Source organism: Dactylosporangium sp. NPDC049742 (assembly GCF_040674675.1).
GTDB classification, from domain to species: Bacteria; Actinomycetota; Actinomycetes; order Mycobacteriales; family Micromonosporaceae; genus Dactylosporangium; species Dactylosporangium maewongense.
The window spans coordinates 45685-62776 of record NZ_JBFANF010000009.1 but is presented as its reverse complement, the minus strand read 5'-3'; the positions used below and the strand labels follow the sequence as shown (position 1 = coordinate 62776).

Below are 17092 nucleotides of genomic sequence, written 5' to 3'. Positions count from 1 at the left end.
GCAAGCAACGGAAGGGGTCTCGGACATGTCGAGAAGTGCTACGAGCACGCCGGCCACCGTCGAGGACTGCCTGCGCGTCGGCGCCGGCTTCTCCCAGGGCGACAGGGTCTGGATCGCCGAGCAGTTCGCCACGCTCGACACCCAACTGGCCGCGTTCCCGGTCGACGCGACGGAGATCGAGGTGTCGGTGAAGGACCGCAACGCCCGCGGCCAGAAGGTCACCCTGGAGTGCTGGACCCCCGGCCACCCGAAGGCGGTGACCACATCGACGGAGGAGGACCTGCACGCCGCCATCCTGGAGGTCCGCGACGACCTGCGCCGGCGCCTGGCAGACGCCAAGACCCGGCAGGTGCCGCGCCACAACCGTCACCTCCGCGAGAGCACGATCGCTGACGTCATCTCCCCCGAGCTGATCCCGCGCCCCAGCACCTGAGCGCGCGGTGTCTCGCGGCCCGGCCACCGGCGTTCCGGTGACCGGGCCGCCGCCGTCATCGTCGCGTCGCGGGCTTGAGCACGGTGGTGCGGGGCCGTCACGGGCAGGCGGCGTCGCGGTACAGCGTGCCGGTCGTGACGTCCTCGTCGAGCGCGGCCTTCACGACGAGGCGCTCCAGGCCGTCGAGGAAGCCGAGGGGGCCGCGCTCGCCGAGGAACCCGTGCTCGGCGCACAGCATCAGCTCGGCGGTGTCGCTCAGGTCGGTGAGGAACATGAAGAAGTTGGCGCCCTTGGGCAGGCGGTCGATGACGGGGGCGCGCAGCTTCGTCGCCGGCAGCGCCGCGTGGATCGCGTCGGCGAGGTCGGCCGGCGGCGCCGGCGGGGGCTGGTCCGGCGCGACGAAGCGGGTGTCGTTGAAGAAGCAGTAGCCGTCGGGGGTGATCCCGCTGCGGGCGGCGATCTCGGCGAACAGCGCCTCGAGCCGGCGCGGGTCGTACTCGCAGTGGGCGTACGCCAGGAGCGCGGCGTCCGAGGCGCGGTGCAGCAGGTCGCCGACGGTCTCGGCGGGGCGGCCGGTGAAGTCGAGCCGGAAGAGCGCGTTCTGGTTGAAGGCGCCGACCAGCGCGCGGCTCGCCGGCCGGAAGCGGGTCGCCACGATCATGCGGAGCAGGGCCTCGGTCTCGCCGGTGTACGCCGCGAGCTGCAGCGCCGTCCCGGCCAGCAGCACCGTCGCCGGTGGGACGCCGGCCCGGGCGGCGAGCCCGTTCGCGGCGAGCGCCAGGGCGGGGGACTGGATCAGCCCCCAGTCGAGGTTGGGCGGCCGGCCGTCGCGGACGCTCTCGATCATGCGGGTGGGGACGCCGGTGAGGTGTTTCGCCCAGTAGGCGAGCGCCTTCGCCTCCCTGCGCAGGCCGACGGCGGACGTCTCGTACTCGACGCGCTGCAACGGCTGCTGGCCCGGCTCGACGGCGACCGGCGGGTCCTGCAGCAGGTTGAGCAGGTCGCCGCGGACGATCGCGAAGCTCCCGCCGTCGACGGCCATGTGGCTGGCGGCGAGCAGGACCGTGACCGGGGCGTCGTCGCGGACCAGGATCGCGACCCGGAGCGGCAGGTCGGCGCCGATGTCGAACCACGGGGCGCGCAGCGCCTCCCCGAGCTCCGCGGCGGCCTCGTCGGTGCCGCGGTCGCCGATGTCGTGGACCCGCAGCGGGATGTGGCCCTCGCCGACGACCCGCTGCCGGGGGCCTTCGGGGGTGTCGAGGTACACGGTGTGCAGCGAGTCGTGCCGCTCGACGAGCCCCCGGAGGGCCGCGAGCACGCCGCCGAGGTCGTTGTGCGGCGGGACGGGGCACCGGGTGAGCAGGTTGAGGGTCGAGTCGCGTGGTGGCAGCCAGCGCAGCACGTCCCAGATCGCGACCTGGGCCCAAATGAGCGGGCCCTCAGCGGCGCGGCCGGTGTTGAAGTGCACGCTGGTGGGGTACGCGGGCATGGGGTCACCTTCCGCCGAGGCCGGACCGGGTCAGGGGTGAGCGTGGGTGAGCGCCTAAAAGCTACGACCGGTGTTGAACTTTTTCAATCGTCCGTACGAATCTTGCCAACCCGGCTCAGGTCGGCAAACAATGGCGCAGTTCGATAGGTTGGTGAACATGTGGCGGATCACCGTGGACCACACGTGCATCGGCTCGGGCAGCTGCCAGGGCATCGCCCCGGACCGCTTCGAGCTGGACGAGGTCGAAGGCCGGGCCCACCCGGTCAACCAGGACGTGTCCCCCGACGACGAGGCCGTCCTCGACGCGATGGCCTCCTGCCCCATGGAGGCGATCAGCGTCGTCGACCTCACCACTGGCAGACCCGTCGAGATCTGAAGTTGGTGCGGGCCGGCCCGGTTGGACACGGGGGCGGCGGAGGCGAATGCTCGTCGGCGTGAGCAGGTCGACCGGTCAGCGTCTTCTCGGGCGTGACGATGAAGTGCGGGCGCTGTCCGGGCATCTGGACGCGGTCGACGTCCGGGGGTGCGCGGTCGGGTTGCTCGGCGAGCCCGGCGTGGGCAAGAGCGCGCTGCAGGCGGAGGTCGTGGGGCACGCGCGGGCCCGGGGGTTCACGGTGCTGGCGGCGCGGGGGAGCCAGTCGGAGACGCATCTGCCGTTCGCGAGCCTGCACCAGGTGCTGCGGCCGCTGCTGCCGCGGGCCGAGCGGCTGCCGGCCATGCAGCGCGACGCCCTGCTCGCCTGTTTCGCCATGGGCGACTCGGCCGAGGTGAACCCGTTCTTCGCGTTCCTGGCCGTGCTGGAGCTGCTCGTCGACCTGGCGCGGCGGACGCCGGTGCTGGTGTGCCTGGACGACCTGCACTGGATGGACCGGCCGTCGATCGACGCGCTCGCCTTCGTCGCCCGCCGGATCGACAGTGAGCGGGTGGTCGTCCTGTGTACGTCACGGTCGGGGCCGCTGCCGTTCGCCGACGCCGGCACGGTCGAGTGGATGGAGCTCGGCGGCATCGACGAGGCCGCCGCGGCGGCGTTGCTGGAGGCGCGGGCGCCGCGGCTCGCCCCGGCGGTGCGTGACCGCGTGCTGCGGCAGGCCGGCGGCAACCCGCTCGCCCTGATCGAGTTCGCGTCCGCGCTGGAGTCGGGGGAGCACGCGTGGGCCGAGCTCGACGACGACCTGCCCATGACCACCCGCCTGGAGCGGGCCTTCGCCGCGCGGGCCGAGCAGCTGGGCCCGGCCGTGCGCGCGGTGCTGACGGTGGCCGCGGTCGACGACGGCGACGACGTCAACGACGTGCTCGCGGCGGCGCGGATCCTGCACGGCGCGCCGGTCGACCGGGTCGCGGCGCGGCCGGCGTTCGAGCACGGGCTGCTGACGGTGGCCGGGGACCGGTACCGCATCACCCACCCCCTGGTCGGCTCGGCGCTGCGGCAGGCCATGCCGCCGGCGACGCGCCAGCAGGCGCACGAGGCGCTCGCCCGGGTGCTGGCCGCGCAGCCGGACCGGGCGGTGTGGCACCGGGCCGCCGCGGTGTCCGGGCGCGACGAACGGATCGCGGCCGAGCTGGAGCAGGCGGCCGGGAACGCCCAGCGCCGCGGCGCGATCGCGTCCGCGGCGGCGTGGCTGGAGCGGGCGGCGGCGCTGAGCCCGGACCCGCAGGCGCAGGCCGCGCGCCTGCTCAGCGCCGCGGAGCTCGGCTACCAGCTGGGCCGCTTCGACCAGGTCGAGCAGATCAAGGCGCAGGTCGCGGGGGTGACGCTGCGGCCCCGGGACCGGTCGCGGCTGATCTGGCTCGAGGGTGTCTTCCACGACGGGTCCACGGGCGAGCCGGCGGAGGTGCGGCACCTCGTCGGCGAGGCCCGGCACGCCACCGCCGGCGGGGACGTCGAGCTCGCCATGCAGCTGCTGGTCGGCGCGGCCCGCCGGGTCTGGTGGCGCGACCCGGGGGAGCGGCTCCGGCACGCGATCGTCGAGGCCGCCCGGGAGGCGGACGTGCCCGCCGGCGACCCGCGGCTGCTGGCCATCCACGCGCTGTCGGAGTCGCACGAGCAGGGGCCGGCGGTCATCGAGCAGCTCGCGCGGTGGCCCGCGGACGCCGGCGGCCGCCCCGACCTGGCGGGCCTGCTGGGCATCGCGGCGTTCTGCACCGGTGACTTCCCCCGGGCCGTGACGTTCCTGTCCACCCCCGTGCACGAGCTGCGCGCGCAGGGCCGCATGAGCCTGCTCGCGGAGGCGCTCGCGATCCGGGCGTGGGCCGAGATCTACCTGGGCACGTTCGACGCGGCGAGCTCGGCGGACGAGGCGATGCGGCTCGCGGACGAGACGGGCCAGTCGCTGTGGGCCGCGACCGCCCGCATCGCGGTGGCCCTGATCGACGGCGTGGGCCGCGGCTGGGACACGCACCACGTCCTGCTCGCGGAGGCCGAGCACACGGCGCTGCGGACCCCGAACGCGGCGTCGTCGCTGCTCGCCGGTGTGCAGCTGGCCCGCGGGATCGCCGAGCTGGGCGCGAACCGGCCCGAGCCGGCGTACCGCGAGCTGGTGCGCGTGTTCCAGCCCGGGGATCAGGCCTTCCAGCGGGTGCAGCAGGTGTGGACGCTGGGCTATCTGGCCGACGCGGCCGTCCACACCGGCCGGCTCGCCGAGGCGAGGTCGGCGCTGGCCGCGATGGAGCGGATCGCGGGGTCGTCGCCGGCGACCGGGTCGACGATCGCCCTGGAGTACGCCAGGGCGGTGCTGGCGGATCACGGGTCGGCCGAGACGCTGTTCAAGCTCGCCGTGGACGGTGCGAGCCGCCGGCTGCCCTGGCACCGGGCCCGCGCCGAGCTGGCCTACGGTTCGTGGCTGCGCCGGCAGCGGCGGGTCGTCGAGTCCCGCGAGCCGCTGCGCGCGGCGCGGGCCGCGTTCGAGGCCGTCGGCGCCCGCGCGTGGGCGCAGCGGGCCGACCAGGAGCTGCGGGCGACCGGCGAGCGCGGGTGGCAGCCGACGCTGCACCCGCGGGACCGGCTGTCGCCGCAGGAGACCCAGATCGCCGAGCTGGCCGCGCTGGGCCTGTCGAACCGCGAGATCGGCCAGCGGCTGTTCCTGTCGCACCGCACGGTCAGCTCACACCTGTACCGCATCTTCCCGAAGCTCGGCGTCGCCTCCCGCGGCCAGCTCGCCGCCGCGCTGTCCCATCAGGTTCAGTCGCCTGACGCTAGCCGCGACTGAAGCCCGCCGCCGCGGTGCCGGCCTACCGTGCTCACGACCGCTGCACCTGCCCGCGTCGAGTGGAGACGAACCGTGACCACGCCCGTGCTCTTCATCCATGGCCTCTGGCTGCACGCCTCGTCGTGGGACCCGTGGATCCAGCTGTTCCGGGACGCCGGCTACGACCCGCACGCCCCCGGCTGGCCCGGTGACGGCGCCACGGTCGAGGCGTCGCGGCGGCACCCCGACGCGATCGGCGACCACGGCATCGACGACGTCGTCGAGCACTTCGCCGGCGTCATCGAGCGGCTGCCCTCGCCGCCGATCCTGATCGGGCACTCGTTCGGCGGGATGATCGCCCAGAAGCTGCTGGGCCAGGACCGTGCCCTCGCCGCCATCGCGATCGACGCCGCTCAGATCAAGGGCGTGCTGCCGGTGCCGCTGTCGGCGCTGCGGGCCACGCTGCCGGTCTTCAGGAATCCGGCGAACCTGCACCGGGCCGTCTCCCTGACCGCGGAGCAGTTCCGGTTCGCCTTCGCCAACACCGTCTCCGAGCAGGAGTCCGACGAGCTCCACGAGCGCTGGACGATCCCCGCGCCGGGCAAGCCGCTGTTCGAGGCGGCCACCGCGAACTTCGACCCGCACTCCCCGGCGAAGGTCGCCACCGGCAACCAGACCCGCGGCCCGCTGCTGCTGATCGCCAGCGGCAAGGACCACACCGTCCCCGAGTCGGTGACCCGGGCGACCCTCAAGCAGTACCGCCACTCCGAGGCCGTCACCGACCTCGTCACGTTCCCGGACCGGGCGCACTCGCTGACCATCGACTCCGGCTGGCGCGAGGTGGCGGACACCTGCCTGACCTGGCTGAAGCAGCAGTCCCTGTGAACCTCGGCCGCGCCGACCTGACGACCGCGGCCTGGCCGGCACCGTCTGAGCGGGAGGCGCCGCCGGAGCCGAAGGGCGCCGCCTGAGGTTCGCTACGCCGGGCGGTGGAAGGCGGCGAGGATGGCGTCGGCGGCCTGGCCGGGGGTCATGGTGCCGGCGCGGACCCGGTCCTCCAGGTCGGGGGCGAGGGCCCGCACGGCGGCGTCGGTGCGCAGGCGGTCCAGGAGGGTCGCGCGGGCGGTCTCCCAGATCCACGCGATCCGCTGCGCCTCGCGGTGGCGGTCGAGGGCGCCCGACGACGACAGGTGGTCGCGGTGGGCCTCGAGGCGGGACCAGAGGTCGGGCAGGCCGGCGCCGGTGAGGCCGCTGCAGGTGACGACCGGCACCTGCCAGTCGCGGGCGCCGGACGTGTGCAGCAGGCGCAGCGCGCTGGCGAGCTCGCGGGCGGCCTTGCGGGCGTCGGGCTCGTGCGGGCCGTCGGCCTTGTTGACGGCGATGACGTCGGCGAGCTCCAGGACGCCCTTCTTGATGCCTTGCAGTTGGTCGCCGGTACGGGCGAGCGCCAGCAGCAGGAACGTGTCGACCATCCCGGCGACGGCGGTCTCGGACTGGCCGACGCCGACGGTCTCGACGAGGACGACGTCGTAGCCCGCCGCCTCGACGACGGTCATCGCCTCGCGGGTCGCGCGGGCCACGCCGCCGAGGGTGCCCGACGTGGGCGACGGCCGTACGAAGGCGGCGTCGTCGACGGCGAGGCGGGCCATCCTGGTCTTGTCGCCGAGGATGCTGCCGCCGGTGCGGGTCGAGGACGGGTCGACGGCGAGGACCGCGACCCGGTGCCCGGCGCCGGTGAGGAACGTGCCGAGCGCGTCGATGAACGTGGACTTGCCGACGCCGGGGACGCCCGTGACGCCGACGCGGCGGGCCCGGCCCGCGTGCGGGGTCAGCGCGACGAGCAGCTCCTGCGCCTGGGCGCGGTGGTCGGGGCGGGTCGACTCCACGAGGGTGATCGCCCGCCCGATCGACGCGCGGTGCCCGGCGAGCACCCCCTCCAGGAGTGCGGTCACCGGCGCAGTTGTGCGAGCAGGTCCAGGGCCGCGGAGGCGATCACCGTGCCCGGCGGGAAGATCGCGGCGGCGCCGGCGGCGCGCAGCTCGTCGAAGTCCTGCTGGGGGATGACGCCGCCGACGATGACGAGGATGTCGTCGCGGCCGAGGGCGGCGAGGGCGTCGCGCAGCGCGGGGACGAGGGTGAGGTGCCCGGCGGCGAGGGAGTTGACGCCGACGATGTGCACGTCGGCCTCGACCGCCTGGCGGGCCACCTCGTCCGGCGTCTGGAAGAGCGGGCCGACGTCGACGTCGAAGCCGAGGTCGGCGAACGCGGTCGCGACGACCTTCTGCCCGCGGTCGTGGCCGTCCTGGCCCATCTTCGCGACGAGGATGCGGGGGCGGCGCCCCTCCTCCTCGGCGAACTCGGCGGTGGCGGCGCGGACCCGGTCGATGAGCTCGTCGTTGCCGGCTTCGTCGCGGTACACCCCGGAGATGGTACGGATCTGCGCCGTGTGCCGCCCGAACACCTTCTCCAGAGCGTCGGAGATCTCCCCGACGGTGGCGTGCGCGCGGGCCGCCGCGACCGACAGCTCCAGGAGGTTGCCGTCCGACGCGGCGCCGGCCGTCAACGCGTCCAGGGCGGCCTGCGTCGCGGCGGCGTCGCGGGAAGCGCGCAGCCGCGCGAGCTTCGCCAGCTGCTGGGCGCGGACGGAGGAGTTGTCGACCTTCAGGACCTCGATCGGCTCGTCGGCGTCGGGCCGGTACTTGTTGACCCCGATCACCGGCTGCCGGCCGGAGTCGATGCGGGCCTGGGTGCGGGCCGCCGCCTCCTCGATGCGCAGCTTCGGGATGCCCTCGTCGATGGCGCGGGCCATGCCGCCGGCCGCCTCGACCTCCTGGATGTGCTGCCAGGCGCGGGCGGCGAGGTCGTGGGTGAGGCGCTCCACGTACGCGCTGCCGCCCCACGGGTCGATGACCCTGGTCGTGCCGGACTCCTGCTGCAGCAGCAGCTGCGTGTTGCGGGCGATGCGGGCGGAGAAGTCGGTCGGCAGCGCCAGGGCCTCGTCGAGGGCGTTGGTGTGCAGCGACTGGGTGTGGCCCTGGGTGGCGGCCATCGCCTCGACGCAGGTGCGGACCACGTTGTTGAACACGTCCTGCGCGGTCAGCGACCAGCCGGACGTCTGGCAGTGCGTGCGCAGGCTCAGCGACTTGGGGTTCTTCGCGCCGAACTCGCGCACGAGCTTCGCCCACAGCAGCCGGCCGGCGCGCAGCTTCGCGACCTCCATGAAGAAGTTCATGCCGATGGCCCAGAAGAACGACAGCCGCGGCGCGAACACGTCGACGTCGAGGCCGGCGTCGCGGCCGGCGCGCAGGTATTCGACGCCGTCGGCCAGGGTGTAGGCGAGCTCCAGGTCGGCGGTCGCCCCGGCCTCCTGGATGTGGTAGCCGGAGATGGAGATCGAGTTGAACTTCGGCATCTTCTCCGAGGTGTACCGGAAGATGTCGCTGATGATCCGCATCGACGGGGCGGGCGGGTAGATGTAGGTGTTGCGGACCATGAACTCTTTGAGGATGTCGTTCTGGATCGTGCCGGACAGCTGCTCCGGCGCGACGCCCTGCTCCTCGGCGGCGACGATGTAGAGGGCGAGCACGGGGAGCACCGCCCCGTTCATCGTCATCGACACGCTCATCTTGTCCAGCGGGATGCCGTCGAAGAGCTGCCGCATGTCGAGGATGGAGTCGATCGCGACGCCGGCCATGCCGACGTCGCCGGCGACCCGCGGGTGGTCGGAGTCGTAGCCGCGGTGGGTGGCGAGGTCGAAGGCGACGGACAGGCCCTTCTGCCCGCCGGCGAGGTTGCGCCGGTAGAAGGCGTTGGACTCCTCGGCGGTGGAGAACCCGGCGTACTGGCGGACCGTCCACGGCTGCGTGGTGTACATCGTCGGGTAGGGCCCGCGCAGGAACGGGGCGATCCCCGGGTACGTGTCGAGGAAGTCGAGCCCGTCGAGGTCGGGTGCGCCGTGGACGCCGGCGACGTCGATGCCCTCCGGGGTCGGCCACGCCTCGGCGGGCTCCGGCGGGGTGGCGTCGACGCGGGGGGTGCCGAGGGCGACCTCGGTGAAGTCGGGGATCACGGCGCCACCAGTCCCAGGTCCAGATGTGTGCGGCGGAGCACGGCGAGTGCGTCGCAGCCGGTGTACAGGTAGTCGTCGACGTGCTCGTAGCCGGCGGGTTTCCCCGCCAGCCAGACGGTCTTCACGCCCTCGGCCTTCAACCGGCGGGCGGTGTCCTCGGCCTCCCCGGCGTAGGAACGGTCGGAGCCGCAGATGCACGCCACGGTCGGCGAGGGTCCATTGTGGACCGTGCGGATGCCGCCGGCGGCGAACAGGTTGGCCGCGAACGACGCCCGCGCGGTGTGCGCCGCGACCGGGCCGAGCGTGACCAGGCTGACGACCTGGTCCGAGCCGTCGGCGGCGTCGCGCAGGGATTCGAACGCCTCGGCGTACCGGTGCCGCGGCAGCCCACCCGACGGTGCCTGCGGCGCGGGGGAGCGGACCGGCCGCCGCTCCTCCAGGGACGCGAACTCGCTGACGCCGGTGATCGGGTCGAGGCGGTGCGCGATCCGGTCGGCGCGGCGCTGCCAGGTCGCGGCGACCCGGTCGGCGACGAGCCCGCTGCCGAGCGCGGCGCCCATCCCGCCGGCCCGCTCGACCTCGACGAACACGTCCCAGGCGGCGTGCGCGAGCGCGTCGGTCAGCGACTCCACGAACCACGAGCCGCCGGCCGGGTCGAGGACCCGGGCCACGTGCGCCTCGTCGACCAGCAGCGTCGAGGTGTTGCGCGCGATCCGCCGGGAGAAGCCGTCGGGCAGCCCGAGCCGCGCGTCGAACGGCAGCACCGTCACCGCGTCGGCGCCGCCGACCCCGGCGGCGAAGCAGGCGACGGTGGTGCGCAGCAGGTTCACCCACGGGTCGCGGGCCGTCATCATCGCCGCGCTCGTCACCGCGTGCTGCACCTGCGCGCCGAGGTGTGGCACGTCGCAGACCGTCGCGATCCTCGACCAGATCCGCCGGGCCGCCCGCAGCTTCGCGATCGTCGCGAACTGGTCCTGGCCGGCCGCGTAGCGGAACTCCAGCTGGCGCAGCGCCATGCCGGCGCTCATCCCCGCGTCGACGAACGCCCGCAGGTACGCGACCCCGGTCGCGGCGGCGAAGCCGAGCTCCTCGGCGTCGCTGCCGCCGGCCTCGTGGTAGGGCGTCGCGTCGACCGTCGCCACCGGCACGTGCCGCGGGGCCTGCTTCGCGAGCCGGCCGAGCAGGCCGAGGTCGGCGGGCTCCCCGGTCTTCGCCTGCCACCCGAGCGGGTCGGCGCCGAGGTTGCCGCGCTTGTCGTCACCCGGCAGGCCGAGGAACACGCGCGCGGCGTCCTCCGTCGCGGCGCCGCAGTCGAGCACGACGGGGGCGAGGTCGAGGTACACGCCGTCGAGGACGTCGGGGATGCTGCCGGGCGCGATCCCGTCGAGCCAGATCGAGGTCGCCCCGTTCTCCAGGTCGGCGAGGATCGCCTCGCGGGTCGCCTTCGCGTCGGGGTCGGTGTGCCGCTGCCGCACGTCCCACGCCCGCGGCTGCGCGCTGCCGCCGCGGATGAACGGCGCCTGACCCGGCCACCCGGCCGCCGGCAACCCGGCCGCGTCGGCGGCGGTGTACAGCGGCGCCACCGCGATCCCGTCAAACGTGGCGCTGCCCAGCAGCTCCGCGACCGCCTCCGGCGGCGTGCTGTCGTCGGCGGCGCCGGTCTTGCGCAGCACTGCCAGCGCCAGCCGCTGCCACTGCTCCAGGTCACCGTCGGCGAAGTCGGCGCCGAGGCGCACAGCCTCACTCATGACCGGATGTTAAGGGCCCGCGACCGCGGCCCCGCAGCTGTTGTGAAATGGTCCACCCGTCGAATATCTCATCGTTTCGTCCCCTTCGCCGCTCCGACAAACCCCAGAGATGTGAAGCGCCGGACCTGGTAGCGCCGCGGGTGACCGCCCCGGTGGCCGGGGCGGTCACCCTGTGTGGGGCGTGGGTCAGGAGAAGTAGCGCAACCAGACGTAGCCCCAGGCGATGACGGTGGTCATCACGGTGGTGACGATGCCGTAGCGGGTGAACTGCCAGAAGCTGATCGGCTCGCCGGAGCGGGCGGCGATGCCCAGCACGACGACGTTGGCGCTGGCGGCGACGGCGGTGCCGTTGCCGCCGAAGTCGGCGCCGAGGGCGAACGCCCACCACAGCGACTGGCCGGTGGCCGGGTCGGGGGTGGTCGCCACGATGTCCTCGACGATCGGGGCCATCGTCGCCACGTACGGGATGTTGTCGAAGAACGCGCCGAGCACGGCGGATCCGAACAGCAGCCCGGTCGCGGCGAGGAACCAGTCGTCGCCGACCTGGCCGGTCGCCCAGGTGCCGATGCGGTGGATGACGCCGGTCTCGACGAGGCCGCCGACCATCACGAACAGGCCCATGAAGAACACCAGCGTCGACCACTCCACCTCCTCCAGGTAGGCGGCGGTGGGGACCCGGGATACGAGCACCATCAGCCCGGCGCCGAGCAGCGCGATGATGGCCGGCTCGACGTGGATGACGGCGTGCAGCGCGAAGCCGGTGACGACCAGCCCGAGGACCGCCAGGCACCGGATCAGCAGCCGCCGGTCGGTGATCGACGCGCGCTCGTCCATGGCCATGACCTCGGCGACACGCTCCGGGTGGTACTCGAAGCGCTTGCGGAACATGACCCACGCCAGCAGCACGAACAGCACGAACAGGACGACGACGATCGGGGCCATGTGCACGACGAAGTCGTTGAACGTCAGGCCGGCGCGGCTGCCGATGATGATGTTCGGCGGGTCGCCGATGAGTGTGGCGGCGCCGCCGATGTTGGAGGCGAGGGCCTCCGCGATCAGGTACGGCGCGGCCGGGATGCCCAGCTTGCGGCACACCAGCACGGTCACCGGCGCGACCAGCATGATCGTGGTGACGTTGTCGAGGAACGGCGACGCGACCGCGGTGATGACCATGAGCATCACGAGGAGTTTGTACGGCCGGCCGCCGGAGCGCTTCGCCGCCCAGATGGCGAGGAACTCGAAGACGCCGGTCTGCTTGATGACCCCGACGATGATCATCATGCCGAGCAGCAGGAAGATGACGTTCCAGTCGATGCCGGCGTGCTCGGAGAAGAACACGTCCTTGCCGGGCACCAGGCCCAGCAGGGCCATCATGCCGGCGGCGAACAGGGCGACGGCGACCCGGTGGACCTTTTCGGTGGCGATGAGGGCGAACGCGACCGTGAAGATGACGATCGCGGCGACGGCGCTCACCGGCGGCCCGGCGGGCCGTGCGGAGTGACGAGCTGACGCGGGCGTGCCGGTATGCGGTACATGACGGAAACCTCCTGAAGGACAACGCGACGAAACCGTCGACCCCGGCGGGGTCACGGCTGCGGAAAGGCGTGGAACCTCAGGAAGTGGGCGGGCCCCGGCAGCCCGGGGTGGCCCCGCAGCGTCCACTGTGGACGTGGGACGGGCCGGCCGCCGCGGACCAGCGGGCCGCCGGCGGCGTGACGTCGACGGTGGCGGGCAGCACCACGAGCCAGTGCGCCCCGTCGGCGCCGGTGTCGCCGGTGCGGGGGAGCTTGCGCCCCTGGGGCGCCTCCGCTCCCGGCGCCGCCGACGCGACGCTCGCCGTCCGCGCGACCTGGAACGTGTCGCCGGGCAGCGTGTGGTGGGCCTGGGTCAGGCCGAGCAGCATGGCGCAGATGCTCAGCGCGAGACTGACCGCGGTCGTGCGCAGTGCGGTCCTCACGCCTCACCTCCACCCCGCTCGCCGAATCCGCAAGGCTACCAGCTGTCCGGCACCCGTCAGTGTGGAAAAGGCCGCGCGGGCCGCGGCGTGACGCCGGCGCGGAACCGCCCGATGCGGGCCACCACCTGCTCCATGCGGACCGTGTCCTCGAGCGTGTCCAGGTACAGCACCCGGCTCGCCAGGCCGTCGACGGTGAAGCTGAAGTAGATGGTCATCAGCGGGTTCACGAACAGGGTGCTGCCGCCCGTGCGGCTGGTGAACCGCACGTCGCCGGACTCGCCCCGGCTCGCCGCCGCGATCTGCCCGTTGACGATGCTCGGCCGCAGCGGCGTCGCGGCCTGCGCGTGCGCGACGGCGTCCCGGTAGAGGGCCGCCTCCCGGCTCGCCGACGGGATCGACAGCGCGCCGAGGTAGGCGCCGTCACGGTCGAGCGCGGCGATGTTCTCCAGCACCTGGGTGTGCCGGACGCCGTGGTACGCGTCGATCCCGAACCCCACGCACGTCACCAGCTTCACCGGCACGTCGAGGCCCGCGACCGCGGCGAGGCTCGTCATGTCCTCCGCCGGGGTGCCGAGCCCGGCCTCGTCGCCGCGCATGAGGATGTCGGTGCCGCCGTCGACGAGCACGACCGCGTCGAGGTCGAGCTGCCCGGCGAGCGTCGCGTAGGCCTCCCGCAGCGGTCGCACCCCGGTGCGCGGGAACGCGTACACGATGTCCGGCTCCCGCTGCCCCCGCAGCCACCGCGCGAGCGCCCGCTCCGGGAAGTAGTCCTCGAGCCCTTCCGTCCGCGCCGTCACCAGCGCGACGCCGGGCGCGAGCCACGCGTCGAGGTCGAGCAGCTCGAGCGCCGTGAACGACAGGTTCGCCAGGTGCACGACCTTCCCCTGGGCGCGCAGCGCGAGCGCCAGCGGCAGCCCGGCGTACACGTCGAAGCCGCCGCCCGCCCCGGCGACCAGGACGCTGCGCGCCCCGGCGAGCGCCGCGAACAACGGCGGCACGGCCAGGCTCACGACAGGCTCTGGTGCGCTCACGACAGGCTCTGGTGCCAGGCGGCGTAGACGCGCTTCGGGACCACCATCCGCCACGCGTCGACGATCAGGTCACGCAGCTCCTCGCCGCCGAGCTCGGCGAGGTGGCCGCAGACCCAGTTGAACCGCAGGTCCGACAGTGGCGGCAGGAAGAACCGGCCGGGGTCGGTCGCCACGAGGGCGTCGCGCTCCTCCTTCGGGAACGCGAACCCCAGCGTCGTCTCGTCCTGCGACAGCGCCAGGTAGACGATGCTGCCCACCCGGAACTTGACCCGGTCGCGGATCAGGTGCTCCGTCGTCCGCGGCAGGCTCAGCGCCACCGCGCGTACCTCGTCGACGCTCCCCATCGGCTCATCCTGGCATGCCGGACCCACCCCGCAGGGCCCCCGCGAGGGGCGGGCAAACCCGCCCTGCTACCCATCCCGGCGCGCCGCTCACATCGGCCCCGAGCCGTATATCCATAAACCGCCGCAAAACGGGCGGAGTTTCGTTCGATCGGGTGACCTTGACGTCACCCCTGGCCGCGCCCGTCGTTGCTGGGGGCAGCTAGGACCCCCTGCCGAGCGAGCGAACGGACCGACGCGATGAAACCGGGTATCGGTGGCGCGCACAGATCACGAGGCCGGATGCTCATGGCCTCGGCACCGCTCACGTTGACCGTCGCGGCGGCCGTCCTCGTCGGCGGGCCGCCGCTCGGGCTGCCGGCCGGGGTCGCCGTCCTCGTCGCCGCCGCGGCCGCGGTTACCCTGCACGCCGCCTGGCTGCTGCGCCTCGCGGTCGGCGCCGGCCGGCAGCACCCGCACGCGGACGAGGCCGTCGCCGCCGCGCCGAAGGCGCTGCCGCGCGGCACCGTGTTCAGTCTCGTGGCGCTCGCTTCGGGGGTCTTCGGCGCCGGGGTCTCCGCCGTGGCCACGCCCGTCGCCGGGTACGTCGCGCCGGTCGCGGGGGCGGCGCTCGTGGCCGGCCTGCTGAAGCTGCCCGGGGTCACCGTCGACACGCCCGGCGCGTTCCGGCGGGCGCTCGACGGGATCTGCGTCGCACTGTGGAAGTTCCTGACCCTGCTCGTCCTCGTCCTCGAACAGCACGGCGACCCCAGCCCCACCGTCTTCACCACCTGCCTGCTCGCGATCGTCGGCATCACGGTCGCGGTCGTCAGCGGCGTATGGGCGCCGTTCCCGCGCTGGGCCGCCGTCACCGCCGCCGGGGGCGTCGCGCTCCTGGTCCTCGGCCTGGCGGTGCTGCCGCTGCGGCCCGCCGGCGGCGGCACCTGGCTGCTCGTCGCGGGCGGCCTGCTCGTCCTCGGGTCGGTGCTGGTCTGGGCCGGGGCGTGCCGGTCGGTGTACGTCGACCGCCAGCCCGGCCGGCCCGCCACCGACGGCACGCTGATCGGCGACCCGCTGCTCGTCGCGCCCGTCCTCGCCGGCGCCGCCGCGGTGCTGTACGCGCTCGTCAGCCGCGGGCAGCTCGGCACGCCCGCGATGGTCATCGGCACGCTCGCCGTGCTGGCCGTCGCGGCACGCGAGCTGCTCGAGGCGGTCGCGCTGCGCCGGTACAGCGGCCAGCTCGACGCGCAGGAGGCGACCTTCCGCACGCTGGTCGCGGGATCCTCCGACGTCATCGTGGTGCTGGACCGGGACCTGTCGGTGCGGTGGCAGTCGGCGGCCGCGGCGCGGCAGTTCGGGCTGTCGGACCAGGACGTGGTCGGCCGGCCGTTCCTGCAGCTGGTGCGCCCCGGCGACGCCGACGAGCTGGCCCTGGACCGGACGTCGCCGCAGCCGGTGCGGGCCAGGATCCAGGACGGGTTCGGGGCGTGGCGGCCGGTCGAGGTCAGCGTCACCGACGAACGCGGCAACCCCGAGGTCGACGGCGTCGTCGTGCACCTGCGGGACGTCACCGCCGAACAGGACCTGGAGCGCAGCCTGCAGCGCACGCAGCGGACCGACCCGCTGACCGGCCTGGCCAACCGCGGGACGCTGCTGGCCCACCTCGAGGACAAGACCGGCCACCTGATGATGATCGGCCTGGACGGCTTCGCGGGCGTCAACGACCTGCACGGCTCCGACGTCGGCGACGCGATGCTGGTCGAGGCCGCCGCCCGCATCCGCGCCGCGATCGGCAAGGGCGACGTCGCGGCGCGGCTCAACGGCGACGAGTTCGCGGTGTACACCGGGGTCGACAAGGTCCACGCGTTCACGCTCGCGACGCGGCTGCTCGGCGACCTCGGCGAGCCGTACCCGCTGCCCGGCGCCGACCTGCAGCTGTCCGCCGGGATCGGGCTCGCCCCGGCCGCCGGAGGCGCCGAGGAGTCGCTGCGCCGCGCCGGGCTGGCGCTGCGCCGGGCGAAACGCGGCGGGCGCGGCAAGGTCGAGTGGCACGACGCCGCCGTCGAGGACGCCTACGTGCGGCGGGCCACGCTCGAGCAGCACCTGCCACAGGCGGCCGAGCGCGGCGAGCTCGACCTCGCGTACCACCCGGTCTACGACCTCGTCGAAGGGCACCCGATCGGGGTGGAGGCGCTGCTGCGCTGGCGGCACCCCACCCTCGGCACGGTCCCGCCGAGGGAGACCCTGGAGGTGGCGCGGGAGCTCGGGATCACCGGCGAGATCCACGACTGGGTGCTCAACCAGGCGTGCCGGCAGCTGTCGTCGTGGCAGCACGAGGGGTACCAGCTGTGGATGTCGGTCAACGTGGCGATCGACGACCTCGTCGCCGAAGGGTTCGCCGGCCGGCTCAGCCTCGCCCTCGACAGCCACCAGATCGACCCGCCGGACCTGGTCGTGGAGCTGTCGGAGCGGGAGCTCGGGGTGGACCTCGACCGGGCCGTCGAGCCCCTGGCCACGGTGCGGGCCATCGGGGTGCGGACCGCGCTGGACGGCTTCGGCACCGGCGCCACGTCACTGGCGCACCTGCGGCGGCTGCCGACGGACGTGCTGAAGGTCGACGGCGCCCTCTTCGCGGCGCACCCGGCGGGCGGCGGGGCCGCGGCGCCGATCATCGACGTCGTCGTGAACCTCGCGCAGCGGCTCAACGTGACGGTCGTCGCCCACGGTCTGGAGGCGGAGCGGCACCTGCAGGTCGTGCGGACCGCGGGCTGCCGCTACGGCCAGGGCCACTACTACGGCACGCCGGCACCGGCGGAACGCATCGAGGCCGCGCTGGTGCGGCAGCGAACCTGGTGACCGC

Annotated in this window: 13 protein-coding genes; 5 read left to right on the top strand and 8 right to left on the bottom strand. The window is 74.0% G+C overall.

All coding sequences use genetic code 11. From position 1 onward, the window contains the following. Positions 1 to 25 precede the first annotated feature (25 nt). A complete protein-coding gene (locus AB0J72_RS14310) occupies positions 26 to 433 on the top strand; it encodes an HPF/RaiA family ribosome-associated protein (RefSeq protein ID WP_363398642.1) in 408 nt (135 codons plus the stop codon). Between the two features lie 97 nt (positions 434 to 530). On the opposite strand, the gene AB0J72_RS14305 is transcribed toward AB0J72_RS14310, so the two are convergent. Continuing rightward, complete coding sequence (locus AB0J72_RS14305; RefSeq protein ID WP_363398640.1) at positions 531 to 1922, bottom strand: condensation domain-containing protein; 1392 nt, start codon at positions 1920 to 1922, stop codon at positions 531 to 533. Between the two features lie 157 nt (positions 1923 to 2079). Here AB0J72_RS14305 and AB0J72_RS14300 point away from each other — a divergent pair, with 157 nt between their 5' ends. The 3 genes from AB0J72_RS14300 (at position 2080) to AB0J72_RS14290 (ending at position 5992) form a co-directional block, all read left to right on the top strand. Further along, the gene (locus AB0J72_RS14300; RefSeq protein ID WP_363398638.1) at positions 2080 to 2298 is read left to right on the top strand and encodes a ferredoxin; all 219 of its coding nucleotides are present in this window, start codon (positions 2080 to 2082) and stop codon (positions 2296 to 2298) included. Positions 2299 to 2356: 58 nt separating this feature from the next. Beyond that, positions 2357 to 5128, top strand: a complete 2772-nt coding sequence (locus AB0J72_RS14295) for an AAA family ATPase (RefSeq protein WP_363398636.1) — start codon at positions 2357 to 2359, stop codon at positions 5126 to 5128. 72 nt (positions 5129 to 5200) lie between these two features. Continuing rightward, complete coding sequence (locus AB0J72_RS14290; protein WP_363398634.1) at positions 5201 to 5992, top strand: alpha/beta hydrolase; 792 nt, start codon at positions 5201 to 5203, stop codon at positions 5990 to 5992. A gap of 92 nt (positions 5993 to 6084) precedes the next feature. Here AB0J72_RS14290 and meaB read toward each other — a convergent pair whose 3' ends face one another. From meaB to AB0J72_RS14255, 7 genes are all read right to left on the bottom strand, one after another. After that, positions 6085 to 7059 (bottom strand): methylmalonyl Co-A mutase-associated GTPase MeaB, encoded by a 975-nt coding sequence (meaB, locus tag AB0J72_RS14285; RefSeq protein ID WP_363398632.1) that lies wholly within the window; start codon positions 7057 to 7059, stop codon positions 6085 to 6087. After that, a complete protein-coding gene (gene scpA / locus AB0J72_RS14280; protein ID WP_363398630.1) occupies positions 7056 to 9176 on the bottom strand; it encodes a methylmalonyl-CoA mutase in 2121 nt (706 codons plus the stop codon). Before scpA ends, meaB begins: the two co-directional genes overlap by 4 nt. Beyond that, positions 9173 to 10924 (bottom strand): methylmalonyl-CoA mutase subunit beta, encoded by a 1752-nt coding sequence (locus tag AB0J72_RS14275; RefSeq protein ID WP_363398628.1) that lies wholly within the window; start codon positions 10922 to 10924, stop codon positions 9173 to 9175. The genes scpA and AB0J72_RS14275 overlap by 4 nt, the downstream gene beginning before the upstream one ends. Positions 10925 to 11110: 186 nt before the next feature. After that, entirely contained in the window at positions 11111 to 12397 is a 1287-nt protein-coding gene (locus AB0J72_RS14270) for an ArsB/NhaD family transporter (RefSeq protein ID WP_363398626.1), read from the bottom strand. 139 nt (positions 12398 to 12536) lie between these two features. Further along, positions 12537 to 12881 carry a hypothetical protein gene (locus AB0J72_RS14265; RefSeq protein WP_344502527.1) on the bottom strand — a complete coding sequence of 115 codons (345 nt, stop codon included), beginning with the start codon at positions 12879 to 12881 and terminating at the stop codon, positions 12537 to 12539. A gap of 56 nt (positions 12882 to 12937) precedes the next feature. Continuing rightward, positions 12938 to 13912: a DUF1152 domain-containing protein gene (locus AB0J72_RS14260; RefSeq protein WP_363398624.1), complete on the bottom strand. Its 975-nt coding sequence runs from the start codon at positions 13910 to 13912 to the stop codon at positions 12938 to 12940. Continuing rightward, entirely contained in the window at positions 13909 to 14256 is a 348-nt protein-coding gene (locus AB0J72_RS14255) for an MmcQ/YjbR family DNA-binding protein (protein WP_344502525.1), read from the bottom strand. The genes AB0J72_RS14260 and AB0J72_RS14255 overlap by 4 nt, the downstream gene beginning before the upstream one ends. A 279-nt stretch (positions 14257 to 14535) precedes the next feature. Between AB0J72_RS14255 and AB0J72_RS14250 the strand changes: the two genes are divergently transcribed. Then, positions 14536 to 17088: an EAL domain-containing protein gene (locus AB0J72_RS14250; protein WP_363398621.1), complete on the top strand. Its 2553-nt coding sequence runs from the start codon at positions 14536 to 14538 to the stop codon at positions 17086 to 17088. The last annotated feature ends 4 nt before the right edge of the window (positions 17089 to 17092 follow it).